This is a genomic window from Tsukamurella sp. 1534, assembly GCF_000312385.1.
Lineage (GTDB): Bacteria > Actinomycetota > Actinomycetes > Mycobacteriales > Mycobacteriaceae > Tsukamurella.
In genome coordinates this window covers 883,304-901,996 of record NZ_HE997627.1, presented here as the reverse complement: position 1 = coordinate 901,996, position 18,693 = coordinate 883,304, and the positions used below count along the sequence as shown (strand labels likewise).

At 68.5% G+C, this 18,693-nt stretch carries 18 protein-coding genes and 1 pseudogene; 9 read left to right on the top strand and 10 right to left on the bottom strand.

Annotated features, from left to right (window positions below):
• Positions 1 to 105: 105 nt before the first annotated feature.
• Both BN39_RS16695 and BN39_RS16690 read right to left on the bottom strand, forming a co-directional pair.
• The gene (locus tag BN39_RS16695) at positions 106 to 990 is read right to left on the bottom strand and encodes a hypothetical protein (protein WP_019203584.1); all 885 of its coding nucleotides are present in this window, start codon (positions 988 to 990) and stop codon (positions 106 to 108) included.
• On the bottom strand, positions 987 to 1,850 hold the full coding sequence (locus BN39_RS16690; RefSeq protein ID WP_040768156.1) for a PfkB family carbohydrate kinase: 864 nt from the start codon (positions 1,848 to 1,850) through the stop codon (positions 987 to 989). Before BN39_RS16690 ends, BN39_RS16695 begins: the two co-directional genes overlap by 4 nt.
• Positions 1,851 to 1,890: 40 nt before the next feature.
• Between BN39_RS16690 and BN39_RS16685 the strand changes: the two genes are divergently transcribed.
• Positions 1,891 to 2,271 (top strand): VOC family protein, encoded by a 381-nt coding sequence (locus BN39_RS16685; protein WP_019203582.1) that lies wholly within the window; start codon positions 1,891 to 1,893, stop codon positions 2,269 to 2,271.
• Positions 2,272 to 2,339: 68 nt separating this feature from the next.
• On the top strand, positions 2,340 to 3,749 hold the full coding sequence (locus BN39_RS16680) for an LLM class flavin-dependent oxidoreductase (protein WP_019203581.1): 1,410 nt from the start codon (positions 2,340 to 2,342) through the stop codon (positions 3,747 to 3,749).
• On the opposite strand, the gene BN39_RS16675 is transcribed toward BN39_RS16680, so the two are convergent.
• On the bottom strand, positions 3,722 to 5,326 hold the full coding sequence (locus BN39_RS16675; RefSeq protein ID WP_019203580.1) for an alkaline phosphatase: 1,605 nt from the start codon (positions 5,324 to 5,326) through the stop codon (positions 3,722 to 3,724). The two genes, BN39_RS16680 and BN39_RS16675, sit on opposite strands and share 28 nt — an antisense overlap.
• A 326-nt stretch (positions 5,327 to 5,652) precedes the next feature.
• Here BN39_RS16675 and BN39_RS16670 point away from each other — a divergent pair, with 326 nt between their 5' ends.
• The 7 genes from BN39_RS16670 to mutM all read left to right on the top strand — a co-directional run bounded on the left by BN39_RS16670 (position 5,653) and on the right by mutM (position 11,247).
• Positions 5,653 to 6,957 (top strand): MFS transporter, encoded by a 1,305-nt coding sequence (locus BN39_RS16670; RefSeq protein WP_019203579.1) that lies wholly within the window; start codon positions 5,653 to 5,655, stop codon positions 6,955 to 6,957.
• Positions 6,958 to 6,977: 20 nt separating this feature from the next.
• Positions 6,978 to 7,538, top strand: a complete 561-nt coding sequence (gene rsmD, locus BN39_RS16665; RefSeq protein WP_019203578.1) for a 16S rRNA (guanine(966)-N(2))-methyltransferase RsmD — start codon at positions 6,978 to 6,980, stop codon at positions 7,536 to 7,538.
• Positions 7,535 to 8,011, top strand: a complete 477-nt coding sequence (gene coaD / locus BN39_RS16660) for a pantetheine-phosphate adenylyltransferase (RefSeq protein WP_019203577.1) — start codon at positions 7,535 to 7,537, stop codon at positions 8,009 to 8,011. Before rsmD ends, coaD begins: the two co-directional genes overlap by 4 nt.
• 184 nt (positions 8,012 to 8,195) lie before the next feature.
• Entirely contained in the window at positions 8,196 to 8,987 is a 792-nt protein-coding gene (locus BN39_RS16655) for a DivIVA domain-containing protein (RefSeq protein WP_019203576.1), read from the top strand.
• 60 nt (positions 8,988 to 9,047) lie between these two features.
• Positions 9,048 to 9,626 carry a DUF177 domain-containing protein gene (locus BN39_RS16650; protein WP_019203575.1) on the top strand — a complete coding sequence of 193 codons (579 nt, stop codon included), beginning with the start codon at positions 9,048 to 9,050 and terminating at the stop codon, positions 9,624 to 9,626.
• Positions 9,623 to 10,363, top strand: a complete 741-nt coding sequence (gene rnc, locus BN39_RS16645; protein ID WP_051159035.1) for a ribonuclease III — start codon at positions 9,623 to 9,625, stop codon at positions 10,361 to 10,363. The genes BN39_RS16650 and rnc overlap by 4 nt, the downstream gene beginning before the upstream one ends.
• Positions 10,363 to 11,247 (top strand): bifunctional DNA-formamidopyrimidine glycosylase/DNA-(apurinic or apyrimidinic site) lyase, encoded by an 885-nt coding sequence (mutM, locus tag BN39_RS16640; RefSeq protein ID WP_019203573.1) that lies wholly within the window; start codon positions 10,363 to 10,365, stop codon positions 11,245 to 11,247. Before rnc ends, mutM begins: the two co-directional genes overlap by 1 nt.
• Before the next feature lie 113 nt (positions 11,248 to 11,360).
• On the opposite strand, the gene BN39_RS16635 is transcribed toward mutM, so the two are convergent.
• From BN39_RS16635 to BN39_RS16605, 7 genes and pseudogenes are all read right to left on the bottom strand, one after another.
• Entirely contained in the window at positions 11,361 to 11,780 is a 420-nt protein-coding gene (locus BN39_RS16635) for a nuclear transport factor 2 family protein (protein ID WP_019203572.1), read from the bottom strand.
• Positions 11,781 to 11,886: 106 nt separating this feature from the next.
• Positions 11,887 to 12,378, bottom strand: a complete 492-nt coding sequence (locus BN39_RS16630) for a tautomerase family protein (RefSeq protein WP_019203571.1) — start codon at positions 12,376 to 12,378, stop codon at positions 11,887 to 11,889.
• Positions 12,379 to 12,433: 55 nt separating this feature from the next.
• Positions 12,434 to 13,237, bottom strand: a complete 804-nt coding sequence (locus tag BN39_RS16625; RefSeq protein WP_019203570.1) for a crotonase/enoyl-CoA hydratase family protein — start codon at positions 13,235 to 13,237, stop codon at positions 12,434 to 12,436.
• A gap of 66 nt (positions 13,238 to 13,303) precedes the next feature.
• Positions 13,304 to 14,066, bottom strand: a pseudogene (locus tag BN39_RS22835) (SDR family NAD(P)-dependent oxidoreductase).
• Positions 14,067 to 14,111: 45 nt separating this feature from the next.
• Complete coding sequence (locus BN39_RS16615; protein WP_019203568.1) at positions 14,112 to 15,686, bottom strand: AMP-binding protein; 1,575 nt, start codon at positions 15,684 to 15,686, stop codon at positions 14,112 to 14,114.
• 32 nt (positions 15,687 to 15,718) lie between these two features.
• A complete protein-coding gene (locus BN39_RS16610; protein ID WP_040768152.1) occupies positions 15,719 to 17,410 on the bottom strand; it encodes an aldehyde dehydrogenase family protein in 1,692 nt (563 codons plus the stop codon).
• Positions 17,411 to 17,437: 27 nt separating this feature from the next.
• Complete coding sequence (locus tag BN39_RS16605) at positions 17,438 to 18,667, bottom strand: oxygenase MpaB family protein (RefSeq protein WP_051159034.1); 1,230 nt, start codon at positions 18,665 to 18,667, stop codon at positions 17,438 to 17,440.
• Positions 18,668 to 18,693: the final 26 nt, after the last annotated feature.

Here is an 18,693-nt window from a genome sequence, read left to right as displayed (position 1 = left end):
TTCGACGCTAACAACAGGGCGATCGGAAGTCACCTGACGTGCATGATCCGCTCTCGGAACCGCCGAGTATCCCCAGCGAGGCGGGTCGATGTGAAATGGGTCACATCAGGAGGCGGATGGGGCGACTCGGGCCAGTGCCCCGACCTCCAGCGCCGCCCAGACGGCGCCGTCCGGGCCGAGGGCGATCCCGTGCGGTTCGGCGGCGGAAACCGGCAGGTCATGGCGGTCGATCCGGCCGTCGGGGCCGAGTGAGCCGATCGCGTTGCCCGCCCACTCCGTGAACCAGACCGTTCCGCCGGGCCCCGCGCACACCGCGTGCGGACGGGCACCGGGGTCGGGCAGCGCGACGTGGGTGGCGGCACCGTCGGGCGTCATCCGGCCGATCCGGCCCGCCCCGATCTCGACGAACCACAGCGCACCGTCGGGTCCCGCGGTGAGTCCGACGGGCGCCGAACCGGGGGGCCCGGAGGGGAACAGCGTGATGTCGCCGCCCGTGTCGATGCGGCCGATCTGGTCGGCCTGATTGAGGGTGAACCAGAGCGCACCGTCGGTCCCGGTTGCGATCGCAGAGGGGAAGGCGCCGGCGTGGGGCAGCGCGAACCCGGTCACCACCCCGTCGGTGCCGACCCGCCCGATCCGGTCGGAGGCCGTCTCGGTGAACCACAGCGCGCCGTCCGGGCCCGGGGCGATACCGAACGGACCGGACTCGCCGGGGAGGTCGATGTGGGTGATCACCGGGTCGGGGCCGGTGGTGATCCGGCCGATCCGGTGGGCGCGGTACTCGGTGAACCACAGGGCGCGGTCGGGGCCGGTGGTGATGATCGTCGGGCCGGTGTCGTCGCCCACGGCGTAGCGGGTGTGTTCCCCGGTGCGCACGTCGTACCGCCCGATCTCGCCGCTCCCGACGAGGGTGAACCACAGCGCACCGTCGGGTCCGGTGGTCAGCGCGTACGGGCCGTGCCCGCCCACTTCGTGGATCGTGACCGTCATCGGGACGTCCCGTTCGACTCGAGGAACGCGTCGACCTGCGCGGCCGACGGTGCCGCCGCCGCGCCGGGCGCCGTCGCGGTGAGGGCGCCCGCCGCGTTCGCGCGGCGCAGGCGGTCGGCGGGAGGCAGGTGCCAGGCCGCGGCGTAGGCGCCGGCGAAGGCGTCGCCCGCGCCGGTGGTGTCGACGACGTCGACCGCGTAGCCGGGGGACTCGGCGGTGCCGTCCGGGCCGCGTTCGCGGGCGCCGTCGCCGCCGAGGGTGGTGACCACGCGGGGGACGCGCGCCAGCTGCGCCGCCAGCGCCTCCTCCTCGTCGCGGTTCACGACGACGCCGTCGAGAAGGTCGATGAGCTCGTCCGGGAGTCGCTGCACAGGTGAGGGATTGAGCACGACGGCCGTGCCGCCGGCGCGTGCCGCCTTAGCCGCGTCGATCACCACGGGCACGGGGATCTCCAGTTGCAGCAGCAGCACGTCGGCGGCCGCGATCGCCGCGGCCGAATCGGGCCCCAGCTCCACGTGGGCGTTCGCGCCGGGCACCACCACGATGTGGTTCTCACCGGTGCGATCAACGGTGACGTTCGCGAACCCGGTGCCGCCCGGCACCCGCTGCACCTGTCCCACATCGACGTTCGCGGATTCGAGGGAGGCGAGTACTGTCGCGGCACCGGCGTCGTCGCCCACTGCGCCGATGAACGTGGTGCGGGCGCCGGCCCGCGCCGCCGACCGGGCCTGGTTCGCGCCCTTGCCGCCCTGTCCGAACGAGACCGAGACGCCCGTGACCGTCTCGCCCGGCGCGGGGAAACGCTCGCACACCGTCACCGCGTCCAGGTTGATGCTGCCGACCACGACCACTGATGTCATGCCCGAACCCTACGGCCCGCCGCGGCCGTAGGCTGGGCGCATGACCACGATCCGACCGTTCCTCATGTTCCAGGGAGGTGTCGCCCGGGCAGCGATCGACCTGTACGTCACCGCGTTCGACGGTGCGGTGCTCTCGTCGGTCCCGCACCCCGAGCCAGGGCAGGGCGTCATGCTGGCCGAGCTGGTGCTCAAGGGGCAGCACGTGCTCGTGAGCGACAGCTCCGTTGCACACGGCTTCGATTTCACGCCCTCCTCGTCGCTGTTCGTCGACTGCGACGACCGGGCGGAGCTCGAGCACCTCGTGGCGACGCTCGGCGAGGGCGGCTCCACGATGATGCCGCTGGGGGAGTACGGGTTCTCCACCGCGTTCGCCTGGATCGCCGACGCGTTCGGCGTCTCCTGGCAGCTCAACCTGCCCTGAACCGGACCTCGCGTCACGCTGAGCGCAAGGGTGGGAGCGGGCCCGGGCGCCGCATACCGTCGGCCACCATGACCCGCCAGATCCGCTTCAACGCCTTCGACATGAACTGCGTCGCCCACCAGTCCCCGGGGCTGTGGCGCCACCCGGAGGACCAGTCCCACCGGTACAAGGAGCTCGGGTACTGGACCGACCTCGCGAAGCTGCTGGAACGGGGCACCTTCGACGGCATCTTCATCGCCGACGTCCTGGGCATCTACGACGCCTACAAGGGCAACGGCGACGCCGCGATCAAACACGCGGCGCAGGTGCCCGTCTCGGACCCGATCCTCCTGGCGTCCGCGATCGCCGGCGCCACCGAGCACCTGGGGATCGGCATCACCGCGGGAACGGGATTCGAGCATCCCTTCCCGTTCGCGCGGCGCCTGACCACGCTCGATCACCTCACGAACGGCCGCATCGGCTGGAACGTGGTGACCGGGTACCTGCCCTCCGCGGCGAAGAACATGGGGCAGCTGGATCAGTTGCAGCACGACGAGCGCTACGACCACGCGGACGAGTACCTCGAGGTGCTCTACAAGCTGTGGGAGGGCTCCTGGGAGGACGACGCCGTGATCCGCGACCGCGAGTCCGGCGTGTTCACCGACCCGTCCAAGGTGCACCCGATCAACCACCACGGCAAGTACTTCGACGTGCCCGGCATTCACGTGGGGGAACCCTCGCCCCAGCGCAGCCCCGTGATCTACCAGGCCGGCGCCTCGCCGCGCGGCCTGCGGTTCGCCACGGGCAACGCCGAGGCGATCTTCGTGGCGGCGCCCACCAAGGCGATCCTCAAGGACGTGGTGCGCACGGTGCGCGAGGGTCTCGTGGCGAACGGCCGCGACCCGTACTCGGCCAAGGTCTACACGCTGCTGACCATCGTGACCGACGAGACCGAGGCCAAGGCGCAGGCCAAACTCGAGGAGTACCACCGGTACGCCAGCATCGAGGGCTCGCTGGTGTTCATGTCCGGCTGGATGGGCGTGGACCTGGGCGCGTACGATCCCGGCGATCCGGTGGGCGATGTGCAGTCGAACGCGATCATCTCCGCGGTCTCCAACTTCCAGCAGGCCGACCCGTCGGGCAAGGAGTGGACGGTCGAGGACATCGGTAGATGGGGCCGGATCGGCGGCATGGGCCCGGTGCTCGTGGGCTCCGCCGAACGCATCGCGGACGAGCTGCAGGAGTGGGTCGAGGAGACCGATGTGGACGGGTTCAACCTGGCCTACGCGATCACCCCCGGCACCTTCGAGGACATCGTCGAATTCGTGGTCCCCGAGCTGCGCAGGCGCGGCGCGTACCCGTCCGAGTACGCGCCGGGCACGCTGCGGAACAAGCTGTTCGGGCAGGGTGACCGCCTCGCTGCGGATCACCCCGCCCAGCGCTTCCGCTACGCCGGCGCGAGCGCCGAGTCCTACGCCGGCGCGAGCTCCTTGGTGTAGAGGGCGGCGCCCTTCGCGTCCCGCAGGTTCACGGTGAGGGCGCGCGTTCCGCCGTTGATGGTCACCTCGCCGAAGTGCTGGAAGCCCTCGGCGGGGGAGATGTTCGCCGCGGCCGGCGCGTGCACGAACTCGTAACGCGCGCCGAACGTCCCGTCGAGCGGACTCTGCGGGAACGCACCGGCGTTGAGCGGGCCGGAGACGAACTCCCAGAACGGGGCGAAGTCCTGGAAGCCGGCCCGGTCCGGGTGGTACGAGATCGCGGCCGTGTAGTGCACATCGGCCGTGAGGTAGACGATGTTCTGCACCTCTTTGGTCTGGGACAGGATGCGGGAGAACGCGATCTCGCGTCCCAGCGGCGCGCCGTTCTCGCCCTGCGCCACGCCCTCCATCGACTTGGGGCCGCCGTCCTTCGGGTCGGTCGACGCATCCGGGACCACGATGCTCAGCGGCAGGTCGTTCGCCACCACCTTCCACGTGGCGGTGGAGGCCTTGAGCCCGTCGATCAGCCACTGGGTCTGCTTGGCGCCCAGGACGCCCGCGTCGTCGGACTGCGCCCAGGCGTTGGGGTTCGGGTTCTTGTAGCTGCGCATGTCCAGGACGAACACGTCGAGCAGCGGGCCGTACGAGATCCTGCGGTAGAGGCGGCCGTCGGCGGCCTCGCTGGGCTGGACCGGCTGCCACTCGCGCCATGCCCGGTAGGCGAAGTCGGCGAGCTTGTTCACGTCGGTCTCGGTGTAGCCCTTGCGGTTCTGGCCGGCGAGTGATTCGCCCGGGAACCAGTTGTTGACCACTTCGTGGTCGTCCCACTGGATGAGCTGCGGGACGTTCGCGGCGAACCGACGGTAGTGCTCGTCCGTGAGGTTGTAGGCGTAATTGCCGCGGAAGTCGTCGAGCGTCTGAGCGACATGCTCCTTGGCCTTCGCGGTGACGTTGCGGTACACGCCGCCGTCCTTCTGCTCCTGCGTCTCCGGGACCGGGTTGTCCGCGTAGATCGCGTCGCCCGAGTGCAGGAAGAAGTCCGGGCGGGTGTCGGCGATCGCGCCCATGATCGCCATACCGCCGTGCCGGTTGATGCCCCACCCCTGGCCCACGACGTCGCCGGACCAGGCGAACTTCACGTCGCCCGCGGCGCCGGGAGCGGTGCGGAAGGTGCCGGTCACGGGCTCGGACTTCGCGCCGTTCTCGCCCTCCAGGGTGACCCGGTAGTGCACCGTCCGACCCGGTTCGAGGCCGGTCACCCGGAATCGGCCGGCACCGTCCGAGGACGGGCTCAGGGCGGGGCCCTGGAACCGGCGGGCGTTGCCGAAGGACTCCGACGACGCGGTCTCGACGATCATCGTCGCGGGGGAGTCGGAGCGGGCCCAGATGAGCGCCCCGTCCGTGCGGGGATCGCCGGTGGCCACGCCGTGGGTGAGGCTGGGCCGCCCGCGCACCACCCCGGGGGACGACGGTGCCGCGCCGCCGCCCGGGGACGAGCCGCAGGCGGCGAGGAGCGAGCCCGCGGGGATGAGGAGTGCACCGGCCGCACCGGCCTGCAGGATCGAACGACGTGAGAGCTGAGAACGGCTGAGGGACATGCGGGAGACCATTCCGTAACCGAGTTCCCGAACCGCGAACACTGGGTTACCAGCGCGGATGCAAACCGGTGTCCACCAGGTGAACCGTCGGGCCGAGAAGACTCTTCGATTCTGTTAACGTCGACCGCGCGGTAATCACACGTCCGGTGGGCCCGCTCGTCTAGAAACAGGCAGCCCGAGGTCCGCACGGTGACCAACGCCAGGGGCTGATGAGCATGCCTGATAACTCAACATCGCCCGGAAACTCCCCTCTCTCAGCTGAGGGGCTCCGGGAGACCGAACAGCAGCGGAAATCGAAGCTGCACAAAGCCATCGCCGCGTCAGCGATGGGAAACTTCACCGAGTGGTTCGACTACGGCGTCTACGCCGCGACCACCGCTTACCTGACCCAGGCCTTCTTCCCGGGGTCCCTCGGAACCATCGGTACCCTGCTCGGTTTCGCGATCTCGTTCGCCCTCCGTCCGTTGGGCGGCTTCATCTGGGGCCCGCTCGGTGACCGGCTGGGACGCAAGGTCGTTCTCGCGACCACGATCCTCCTCATGGCCTCGGCGACGGCGCTGATCGGCGTCCTACCCACGCATGCGCAGGTGGGTGTGCTCGCACCGATCCTGTTGATCACGCTGCGCGTGATCCAGGGCTTCTCCACCGGTGGCGAGTACGGCGGAGCGGCCACCTTCATGGCGGAGTACTCGCCGGACAACAAGCGTGGCCGGTACGGCAGTTTCCTCGAATTCGGCACCATGTGCGGCTTCGCCGGCGGTACCGCGATCGTGCTCCTGCTCCAGCAGATCCTCAGCCGCGAGGAGATGTACTCGTGGGGCTGGCGGCTCCCGTTCTTCATCGCGATCCCGCTGGGCTTCGTCGGCTGGTACCTGCGGCACCAGCTCGACGACACCCCGGTGTTCGAGGAGATGGCCGACGAGCAGGAGGAGCAGGGCAGCGCCTGGGACCGGTTCACCTCGCTGCTGACGAACTACAAGCGCCCCATCCTCATCATGTTCGGCATGGTGATCGCGCTGAACATCGCCAACTACACGCTGATCGCGTACATGCCGACGTACTTGCACAGCTCCATCGGCATGACCGAATCCGACTCGTCGATCCTGCTGCTCATCGGCCAGGTGCTGATGGCGGCGTGCATCCCCTTCTTCGGCGCGCTCTCGGACCGCACGGGCCGCAAGCCGATGTGGTGGATCTCGCTGGTCGGCCTGTTCGTGATGGCGTGGCCGATGTTCTGGCTGATGGGCAAGGGCTTCGGATGGGCGGTGCTCGGTTTCGTCGTGCTGGGCCTGCTGTACATCCCGCAGCTGTCCACCATCACCGCGACGTTCCCGGCCATGTTCCCCACGCAGGTGCGGTACGCCGGGTTCGCGATCTCGTACAACGTGGCCACGGCCGCGTTCGGCGGCACCGCGCCGCTGGTCAACGACGCCGTCGTGGAGAACACGGGGTGGATCCAGTTCCCGGCGTTCTACATGATGGGCGCCTGCGTGATCGGCATGATCGCGCTGCCGTTCCTGCAGGAGACCAAGGGCTGCTCGATCCGCGGCACCGAGGTGCCCGGTCCGGACACGGACGCCACACGACTCGCGAAGATCGAGGAGGCGCGGCTCGCGAAGGCCGATTCGTGAATCCGTGACAGAGTGGAGCGATGACCAGGATCATCGCCGGGGCGGCACGCGGGCGCAGGCTCGCTGTGCCGCCCCGCGGCACTCGCCCCACCTCGGATCGCGTGCGGGAGGCGGTGTTCAGCGCCCTCGCCGCACGCATGGACTTCGACGGGCTCGCCGTCCTCGACCTCTACGCGGGCTCCGGGGCGCTGGGCTTCGAGGCGCTGTCCCGAGGGGCTTCCCGGGTGGTCCTGGTGGATCAGGATCCCAAGGTGGTCATGGTGATCAACCAGAACGCGCGCGCGGTCGGCCTCGAGGGGGCCACCGCGCACCGTCGGGCCGCGAGAACGTTCCTCGGGCTCCCGGCCGAACCGTTCGACCTGGTGTTCCTCGACCCGCCGTACGACGTGCCGTCCGACACCGTCGACGGTGACCTGGCCGCGCTGACCGGCGGATGGCTCGCGCCGGACGCCTGCGTGCTGGTCGAGCGGTCGTCCCGGACCGCGCCGATCACCTGGCCCGAGGGCTTCGAGGTCGACGTGGCGCGCGACTACGGGGAGACGCGGATCGAGTTGGCCTTCTGGCAGGATCGGACCCCATGAGCAAGGCGTGCTGCCCCGGATCGTTCGACCCCATGACGCAAGGCCACCTGGACATCTTCCGGCGGGCCGCCCGGCTGTTCGACGAGCTGATCATCACGGTGGTCGTGAATCCGAACAAGCAGGGCATGTTCACCACCGACGAGCGCATCGCGCTCATCGAGGAGAACGTGGCCGACCTGCCGGGCGTCACCGTCGAGCAGTGGACGGGCCTGCTCGTGGACTACGCCCGCGAGCGGGACGTGGCGTGCATCGTCAAGGGCCTGCGCAACTCCACGGACTTCGACTACGAGCTGCCGATGGCCGGCATGAACCAGCACCTCACGGGCGTGGAGACGGCCTTCCTCACCACCAGCCCCCAGTACTCCTACGTGTCCAGCTCGCTGGTCAAGGAGGTGTTCAAGCTCGGTGGCGACGTCTCGGCGCTCGTGCCCGCGAACGTGCAGGCCGCGCTCGACGCCAAGGCCGGGCGCTGACCGAAACCGGCCCTCATTCGGGAGACGATGCGAATGCTGCGTCGTCATCGAGAATCGGCCCGGTTTCGGAACCGCGGGGGCGCGACCGACACGCGCCTGATCGGATCCCGCGAATCAGCGGCACCACGCGTAACAATGGTGTAGCGATCGCCACGAGGCGGTCGTGGGCGAAGGGGTTGAAGCCGTGTACCGAGTTTTCGAAGCGCTCGACGAGTTGGGCGCGATTCTCGAGGAGGCGCGCAGCGTCCCGATGACCGCCGGGTGCCTTGTGCCCCGCGGCGACGTACTGGAGCTCCTCGACGACATCCGCGACGCCTTCCCGGCCGATCTCGACGACGCACAGGACGTGCTCGATCAGAAGGACCGGCTGATCGGAGAGGCGCGCAGCCACTACGACACCACCGTCACCCAGGCGAATTCCGAGGCGGACGCCACGCTGAGCCGTTCCCGGGCCGAGGCCGATCGCCTCCTGGCGGACGCGAAGGCCCAGGCGGACCGCATGGTCGCCGAGGCGCACCAGCACGCGACCGGGATGGTCGCGGAGGCGCGGGCCGAGGACGAGCGGATCCGGCGCGGTGCCCAGCGCGAATACGAGGCCGTCACCGGCCGGGCGCGGGCCGAGGCCGAGCGGCTCGTGGCCGACGGCAACACCGCATACCAGCGGTCGGTGGCCGAGGGCATCTCCGAGCAGGAGCGCCTCGTGGCCGAGACCGAGGTCGTTGCTGCGGCCAAGGCCGAGTCCGACCGGATCATCGACGCCGCGCACGCCGAGTCCGACCGTCTGCGCGGCGAGTGCGACGTGTACGTCGACACCAAGCTCGCGCAGTTCGAAGAGGTGCTCGGAGCCACGATGCGCTCGGTCAACCGAGGCCGCCAGCAGCTGCGCACCGCTTCCGGTGTGCACGACTACAGCGACCACGGCGCCGCCGACGAGTACCTCGAGGAGTTCGCCGAGACGCACGCGGACGCGCGCTGAACCTGAGCTGACGTACAATCGGATGTTCGGCATCGTCGACCACGATTCTCCGAGGTAGTAGTGAACGAAAGCAGTGCGCCCGTACGCCAGCCCGCCGGCAAGCCGTACGTCCTGGACGTCCGCGCCTTCGGCCGTCGGCCCGGCACCTCCACCCAGGTGCATCGCACGGTGGCCGCCCCTGAGCGGATCGGCGTGGATCTCGTCGGCATCGACGCGGGCGAAGAGATCGACCTGGACCTCAAGGTGCAGGCGGTGTCCGAGGGGATCCTCGTGACCGGCACCGTCAGCGCCGACACCACCGGGCAGTGCGCGCGCTGCCTGGGCGACGTGTCCGGGGCGTTGAACCTGTTCCTGACGGAGCTGTTCGCGTACCCGGACAGCGAGACCGACAAGACCACCGACGACGACGAGATGTACCGCGTCGAGGACGACATGATCGACCTCGAGCAGGCGATCATCGACGCCGTGGGCATGGAACTCGATCTCGACCCGGTGTGTTCCGAGAACTGCCCGGGCCTGTGCCAGGGCTGCGGAGAGCGGCTGGCGGATCTCGAGCCCGGCCACAAGCACGAGGTCATCGACCCGCGCTGGGCCGGTCTCGCCAAGTTCGCGTCCGCCGACGGCGAAGACACCAAGTGAGCAAACGTCTGCCCACGCCTCCCGCGTCGAACCGCGCCCCGTTGCTGGACGCGCTGGGGGTGGGGCTCGACGACGATCTGCTCACCCTCGCGCTGACGCACCGCTCCTACGCCTACGAGGCGGGCGGCCTGCCCACCAACGAGCGACTCGAGTTCCTCGGGGACAGCGTGCTGGGCATCTCCGTGACCGAGTGGCTGTACACGACGCACCCGGACAAGCCGGAGGGCGAGCTCGCGAAGATCCGCGCCAGCGTGGTGAACATGCACGCCCTGGCCCGCGTCGCCCGCAAGCTGGGGGAGGGCGGCCTCGGCGCGCACCTCTACCTGGGGCGGGGCGAGGAACTGACCGGCGGCCGGGACAAGGATTCGATCCTCGCCGACGGTATGGAGGCGCTCCTGGGTGCCGTGCACATCGCGCACGGCATCGACACCGCGCGCTCCGTGGTCCTGCGGCTGTTCGAGCCGATGCTGACCACGTCCTCGTCGATGGGCGCCGGCCTCGACTGGAAGACGTCGCTGCAGGAGCTCACCGCCGAGCGCGACCTCGGCGCTCCCGCGTACCGGATCTCCTCGACCGGGCCCGATCACGACAAGGAGTTCACCGCTGTGGTCGTGGTCGACGAGAGCGACCTCGGCGAGGGCATCGGCCGCACCAAGAAGGAGGCCGAGCAGAGGGCCGCCGCGGCCGCCTGGAAGTCGCTCGACGGCGCCGACGCGCCCTCGAGCGAGCCCGCCTGATGCCCGAGCTCCCCGAGGTCGAGGTCGTCCGACGCGGCCTCGCGGATCATCTTGTGGGACGGTCGATCACGGCCGTCGAGGTGCTGCATCCGCGCGCCGCGCGGCGGCACGTCGCCGGCGACGCCGACCTGATCGGCCAGATCGCCGGCAGCACCGTGGCCTCCGCGGAACGGCGCGGGAAGTTCCTCTGGCTGCCGCTCGCCCGCGGCGGCCGCCCCGCCGACGCCGCGATCGTGGTGCACCTCGGGATGAGCGGGCAGATGCTGGTGGACGGCGGCGGCGCCGTCCGTCGTGACGGCGAGAGTGACGACAGGCACCTGCGCATCCGGGCGGAACTCGACGACGGTGCCGTGCTGCGGTTCGTGGACCAGCGCACGTTCGGTGGCTGGGCGGTGGACCCGCTGGTCGCGGTGGACGGCACGGTGGTCCCCGCGTCCGTCGCGCACATCGCCCGGGACCCACTGGATCCCGCGTTCGACCGCGCCGCGGTGATCGCCGCGATGAAGCGCAAGGACACCGAGGTCAAGCGAGTGCTGCTGGATCAGACCGTGATCTCCGGCGTCGGGAACATCTACGCCGACGAGGCACTGTGGCTGTCGAAGGTGCACGGGCGGCGGCACGCCGCCGCGCTCACCCGACCCGCGCTCGGGCGGCTGATCGACGATGCGACCGCCGTCATGCGGTCCGCACTGGACCAGGGCGGCACCAGTTTCGACTCGCTGTACGTGAACGTCAACGGCCAGTCGGGGTACTTCGAGCGGTCGCTCAACGCCTACGGGCGTGACGGTGAGCCCTGCCGCCGGTGCGGAGCGATCATGCGCCGCGAGCAGTTCATGAACCGCGGGTCGCACTTCTGCCCGAAGTGTCAGACCCGGCCGCGCTGACCGGTCCGTTTCGACACGGGTAGGCGCCGTGGCGGCGTGCTTCGCCATGAACCTCTGTGTGCCTGAGATGCCCCGCTCTACGACCGGAAGATTCTGCCACAGAGCGGATTCGGTCAGGACTTGAGAACACCCTCGCGAACGAGACCCGCATGCATGCGTTCAGCGAGTGCGTCGAGCCCGTTTCGAGGGCGCAGCATGACGGTGAATTCCTCGATCAGGCCTGATTCGTTCAGGTGAACGAGGTCCAGGCCGTGCACCTGTCGGTCTCCCACGGTCGCGCGAAACACGAGGGCGTGAGCGGTCGGAGTGCCGCCAGAGCCCGTCTCGCAGGTGCCGGAGAGATCCCCGATGTATCGGAAGTCGTCGAACACGCTGGTGAGCAGAACGCGGAACACCGTGCCGAGTGCTGCTCGACCGACGAGCGGGGAGAACTTCATCGGGCTGTAGAACCTCGCGTCGTCAGCGAAGAGCGAGTCCAGTTGCTCCACGTCGCGGGCCAGCACGGCGGCGCGTAGTCGTTCGATGGTGGTCATGTGCACCCTCCTCGGGGATAGGGAGTGGAGTGAGCGGGTATCTGCGAGCGCTGATCTCGCCGGGGATGCAGGGCCTGCGTCCCCAGCGAGAACGATTCGCCGGTGCCTACTCGGCGCCGCGACCGTGCCCGGCTCGACTTATCGCGATGCGGCGCTCTGCGACTTCGGCTGCCGTTTCCTCGTCGCCGATGACGGTGTTGATGATGTCCGCGAGGCCCATGATCGTGCCGCCGGCTCCCCAGTGGCCTTCAGGGATTTCGAGGGGGAACACCCAGACGCGGTGGTGTGCGTCGGGATCGTCGGAGTCCTCGGCCTTGACGACGGCGGCGGTGACGTCGGCGACGAGCGCCTGGCGGCGATCGAGCGTGTTCACTTGACCTTCGGGGACGGAGGCGATGACGCGGTAGTGCGGCTTCGCGGGCAGGCTCCCGCCCGCGTAGATCGGTGTGTGGTTGACGACCACCCATGCGATCTGCCGGACTACCGGGTTGGTGGGGTCTGCGCCTTCGGCTTTGACGAGGATCGTGGTCAGTTCGTCGACGAGCTGCTGCTCGCGTTCCGGCGTCAGTGCGTCGGCGGGCAGGTTGAGGTCGATCATGGGCACGGTTGGTTCCCTTCGTCGTTGTTGGCTCTGGTGTGGGTGACGGTGTCGTCTATTTGCCGGTGAAGCGTGCGTCGCGTCGTTCGATGAAGGACTGCATGCCTTCGCGGCCGTCGTCGGTGTGGAGGAGGGCCGTCATGTCGCTGTCGAGTCGTGCGAACGCTGCCTGGTCGCCGTCGTTGCGGGCGCGGTGTGCGGATTCGAGGGTGGTCTTCACGCCGAGTGGGGCGCTCTTCTCCGCGATGTGTTCCGCAAGCTCGAGGGCTCGTTCGAGCTGGTGGCCGGGTTCGACGACTTCCTGGACGAGGCCGATGCGCAGCGCTTCGGCGGCGTCGTAGGGCTCGCCGGTCAGCAGCCAGCGCATCGCGTTGCCCCAGCCGGCAGCGCGGGGGAGGCGCACGGTGGCGCCGCCGAATGCGTAGATGCCGCGGTTGATCTCCATCTGGGTGAACTTGGCGTCGGAGGAGGCGATCCGGATGTCGGCGGCGAGCGCGAGTTCGATTCCGAGGGTCATGACCCATCCGTGGACGGCCATCACGAGCGGTGTCGTCCAGATGTTGGAGCGCCGCCATGGGTCGAGGCGCCCGGGGCGGTCGTAGTCGACGCCGCCCTTCTCGATCTGCGGTCCGACCTCGTGGAGGTCGAGGCCACCGGTGAAGTTCTTGCCGTGCGCGAAGAGCACGCCGCAGCGGATCTCGGGGTCGTTCTCCAGGCGGTGATACGCCTGGGCGAGTTCGTCGATCATCCGCAGGTTGAACGCGTTGAGCTTGTCTGGGCGGTTGAGCCCGATCAGCAGAACGTGCCCGCGTTGCTCGACGGTGACCGTGGGCTCGATCGGGGTCGTGTTGTCCGGCATGAGGATTCCTTCCAGGAGAGGGCTTAGAGAGCGCGCTGATGCGCCGCGGTGTAGTCGGCCACGGGGTTAGGTGATGGTGACGCCGCCGTCGACGGGGAGGGTGGGGCCGGTGATGTATCCGGCCGCGTCCGAGGCGAGAAAGACCACCGTCGCGGCGAGTTCCTCGGGGCGTCCGAACCGTCCCGCTGAGGACGCGGCCGAGAGTCTTCTCGACGTAGTCGGCCGGGTACTGGTCGGTCATCTCCGAGGCGAAAAAGCCAGGGGCCACAGCGGTGACGCGGATGCCCTTGCGACCGGTCCACTGCGCGGCGAGATCGCGGGTGAGGCCGATGAGGGCGGCTTTGCTCGAGGCGTAGGCGGCCTGGGGCAGGCCGGCGGTCGTCAGCCCGATGACGCTGGAGATGTTGATGATCGCCGAGCCGGGCTTCATGACCCGGCCGCAGGCCTGGGCGAACCAGTAGGCGCCGTTGAGGTTGACGTCGATGACCTGGCGGAACTGCTCGGGGGTTTCCTTCGTCGCCGGCACTGCCGTGCCGATTCCCGCGTTGTTGACGAGAATGTCGACCTTCCCGAAGGCCGCCATGGCCTCCGCGACCACACGGTCGGCGTCCTGGGGATCGGCGACGTCGGCGCGGATCGCGACGGCTCTGCGGCCCAGCGCCTCGACCTTCGTCTTGGTTTCGGCGAGTTTGTCCTCGCGGCGGGCCGCGAGGACTACGTCGGCGCCGGCTTCGGCGAGCGCGACGGCGAACGCCACCCCCAGCCCCGACGAGGCACCGGTGACGACAGCGACTTTGCCGTCGAGCTTGAACATGTCGAGTACACCCATTGGTGACCTCCTACTAGTTGGAATCGTTGTCATAGCCGACCGTGGTCAGGACAGCGCTTTGAGGTCCTTGCGGAGGATCTTCCCGGCAGCGGACTTCGGGATCGTCGAGATGAAATCGACCATGCGGATGCGTTTGTGCGGTGCGATGCGGGAGCGGACCCAGTCGATGATCTCCTCGCTGCTCGCGCTCGCGCCCTGCTGCGGCACGATGAACGCTCGCGGGATCTCGCCCGCTTCCTCGTCCGGGTGCGCCACGACCGCGACGTCGGCGACCGCGGGATGTGTGAGCAATAGTGCTTCGAGCTCCGCGGGTGGTACTTGGTAGCCCTTGTACTTGATGAGTTCCTTGAGCCGGTCGACGACGTACACCTCGTGCCGGGGTCCGACCTCGACGATGTCGCCGGTGCGCAGCCACCCGTCCGGGGTGATCGTCGCTTCGGTGGCCGGGGCGTTGCCGAGGTAGCCGAGCATGACGTTCGGGCCGCGGACGAGCATCTCCCCGGGGCCGGTCCGCGCGCCCGGCGCCTGGGGGACATCGTCGCCGGTGTCGACGTCGACGACACGGAACTCGATGTTCGGCACCGCGATTCCGATCGATCCGATCGAGATGCTGTCGTCGCCGATCGGTGTCGTGTGCGAGAGGGGGCTCAGTTCGGTCATTCCAAAGCCCTGCATGAGCTCTGCCGGAATCCGCTGCAGCAGTGCGGTGCCGAGCGCTTCGTCCAAAGGGGCGGCGCCGGTGAGGATCCGGCGGATCGACGTCAGGTCGTAGTCGTCGACGATCGGGTGCTTGGCGAGGGCGACGGCGATCGGCGGGGCGATGTACAGGTACGTCACGCGACGGCGCTGCACGAGGTCGAGGAACGCCGGCAGCTCCATCTTCGGCATCGTCACCAGTGTGCCGCGGCGGTACAGGGTCAGGTTCATGATGGTGTTCATCCCGTAGATGTGGAAGAACGGGAGAACGGCCATGACCCGGTCGTCGCGGCTGACATCGATGGGGACACTGCTTTGCGCGATGTTGGCCACGAGATTGCGGTGAGTGAGCATGACGCCTTTCGCCAACCCGGTGGTGCCAGATGAGTAGGGCAGGGCCGCAAGCGCTGTGGACGGGTCGATAGCGACCTCGGGGACCGGATGATTGCGCTCGATGAGGTCGGCCAGCGATGTCCGGCGGTCCGAATGATCGGCGATGATGACCGCCTCGGGTGGGATATCGGCGTGTCGGGCGGCGGCGTGAGCAGTTGGCAGCAGCGGCGAGATTGTGATGTACGCCTTGGCATTCGAGCCTTGGAGCTGTTTGGCGACCTCGGTGACCGAGTAGAGGGTATTGAGCGTGGTGACCGTCGCGCCGGCACGCAGAATCCCGTAGTAGGCGACGGCGAACTCGGGCGAGTTGGGCACCTGCAACGCGATGACGTCGCCGGGCGCGATGCCGCGTGCTGCGAGTGCTCCTGCGAAGGCGTCGGCCTGTCGTCGGAGCTCGCGGTAGGTGAGGTCGACGGCACCGTCGGTGATGGCTGTGCGGTCCAGGTCTTCGTCGGTGAGGGATCCGAGGACCTCGGTGTAGACGTCTCCACGCGGAATCTCGACCGGCGGATAGGTGCTGCTGTAGATCATGTGGTTGTCTTCTGCTCTCTGTCTCAGGCTGGTCAGGCCCGGAACGCCTGGTTGAAGATGCCGGGTAGCGCGGCCCAGCTCGGGTGCGCGGCGAATCGGGTGAGCCGCTCGGCGACGCCCTTCGCCGAGCGAGCAGTGACGAACCACGCCGGCTTAGGTGACAGGGCGATCTCGCCGCCGGCGATCGATCGTGGGAACGGGCGGAAGGGCCCGTTGACGATGCTCCGTTCGACCTTGTCCAACAGGTGCGCGTTGTGCACGATGCCGATGCCGGAACCGACCTCGCGGAGGGTGTTGCCGGGGTACGCGCCCCACGAGAGTGCGGGCATGAGAAAGCCGACTGCGCTCCACACGTTGATCCCGATCGTGCCGTAGCGCAGGTCGGCCACCGCTTCCTCGAAGGCTGAACCCATGGCCGTGCGGTCGGCCGGGGCGATGACCATACTTGCGCCCAGGGTGCCGTCGAGTTTGTCGTTGGAGAACGTGATCGCGGCGCGGAGGAAGTCGAGGCCGGTGCCGGGGAGCTCGGTGTGCGCGAGCACTGGGCCGAAGTACTCGGTGGTCAGCGCGTCCTGCGAGGAATTCGCGTCCAGCCGCACGAGGGTGCGGCCGGTGACGACCTCCGCATCGGGATAGGAGGCCTGGGCCGCGGCGGTCTTCGCCTCGGTGCCCGGATACCAGGAGGTCCGGTCGGGCAGTCCGGCTACGACGCGGCGGATCTCGGCAAGGAAGGCATCCTTCTGCGGCCACGCCTCGGAGAGGATGAGTACCTGGCCGCCGATGCAATTGTGGCCGCAGTTGTGGAACCGCTGGGTCGCAACGTGTTCGGCCTGATACCGCAGGTCCTCGTCGTCCCAGTTGCCGGGTACGACGATGATCGGCGAAACGCCGCCCAGTTCACTGGTGATCGGCTTATCGAGAGTCGGCTTGCCGCTCTTGTCCGAGTCCGGGCCCCACACGATCGCGTCGTGCGTGTTGCTGCTGCCGGTGATGTGAATGTGGTCGATGCCCGGATGTCGGGTGAGGTAGCGGCCGACATCGGGCCCTCCGTTGACGATCCGCAGCAGGTCCGCGTCGATCAGGGGCTTGAATGCGGTCTCGTAGGCCGTGGTGAGGCCAGCGAACGTCGGGTTGAGCTTGAGGATGCTCACCCGGTTGTGGGCGATGAGCTCGTAGAGGACGTCGAGCGGTCCGATGGCTGAGACGTTGCCGGCGCCGAGCACGAGGCCGACACCGCCGTTGTCGCCAAGGCGCAGTGCGCCCAACCCTGCCGTTCGGCGGGCCTCAGCCGCTGTCACACCGGGCTTGAGCCACACCTCGGCAGTGAACCCGTTGAACAGGTTGAACTCGAACAGATCGGTAGGAAGCATCGCGAACGCGGTGCGGTCCCCCGGCGCGGGACGGGTCTTCAGGCCCGATGCCGGCGACTTGCCCACCGCGATCTTCTTCAAGCTGTCGGTGACCGCAGCGATCCCGGTGAGCGTGGCGTACGGGCCCGACATCCACTCCTCACCTTCGAGTGGCCCGGCGGGGATGTTCTTCGCGGCGATGGCGGCGGCCGCCCAGTCATCGGCGGCGGCCACCGCCCGGTGCGTCCGCTTGAGGAGTGTGATCCGCTCAGCGGTGCCCATTACGGCCCATCGCCGCGCTCCGCGGGTGAGGTCGTCCACAGCGGTGTCCACCTGGGCTTCGGTGGCGACGTCAGCACGATCGGTTGTAGTCATGAGAGTGTCCTGTCGGCGGTAGGAGAGCTACTGGTCGGTCGGGCGGCCATGGACCGGCGTGCCGCGGTACTGAGGCTTGACTCCGTTCAGGCCGCGTTCGATGGCGCGGTCGAGGATCTTCTGACCGTTCTTGTCGAAGTAGTTGCGCACCACTTTGAGTCGGGTGAGCTGGTTCGGGATCCTCAGCAGGATCGATGCCGCGCGGACTACCGCTTCCGCTACGGGGACCGGCTCGACGCCGAGGCATTCGCGGACGTCGCGGCCGGGCAGCGTGGCCGTCATCCTCGGGGCGAGCAGGTGGCGCGACAGTGCCTGATTGAGAGCTCGCGAACCACCGAAGTAGCCCATCTGTGTCGCGCCGGCGATAACGTTCTCGGTCAGTTCAGCGCCCTTGACGCACGGCTCGTACAAGTACTGGTGCTGGCGAGACTGGAGCTCGAACTCCTCGGCGTGGGTGCGGCCGAGCAACTGATTGTTGGCACCCTGGATGCGAGAGACCCAGCGCCACATCAACGCGAACCCGTCGCGCTCCTCCTGGCTGACGACACCACCGGCGAACTCGATCACGTTGACGCGATGCTGCCCGAAGATGTACGTGCACGCCGCGGTGGCGAGCTGGCCGATCGGTGCTCCCTCGTCACGGCGCTCCCACTGTCCGCTGCGGTGAATGCCAAGGCGGATCATCGTATGCAGCAAACGGATACGAACCCACAGAATCCAACGCTCGCCACCGGGAAGCATGCCGTCCGCATCGAGAGCGCCAACGAACCCCGCAACCGTCTCCAGCATCCGCCGCCGATAGTCACCCTTGCCGCCGGAGAGACGACCGGTCGAGGACATCACTTCAGACGTCGCCGGGTCGATGTAAGTGAACGGCAGCGCGGAGTGCGTGCCGATGTTCATTCCAAGAAGATTGCGGCGCCCCATGCTGCCACCCGCCCGCATCGCGTCGAGGTCGAACCAGGACGGCAGAGTCTCGACGTCCTGAAAGAAGGCGATTGCCTCTTCAGCACCGTCGACCTCAAGCTTCCGGGCATTGACGTAGAGGTCGCCGCCCATCATCTTCCTCTCACGCATCAGCTCGATCAGATCCTCGGCGAGTGGATCACCGACGTGACTCCACGCTTCGTAGTCGACCTCGTCAGGCGCGAGGTACACCTCGGCGCCGGGGATCCGAGCGAGCGCCGTCAGTTCGGTCACCCTTTCGGACAGCGGGCCTCGCAGTGCTGACTTGTCGGATGTGAGGGCTGTGCTCATGTTTCTCTCCTTGACTTGTGAGATGT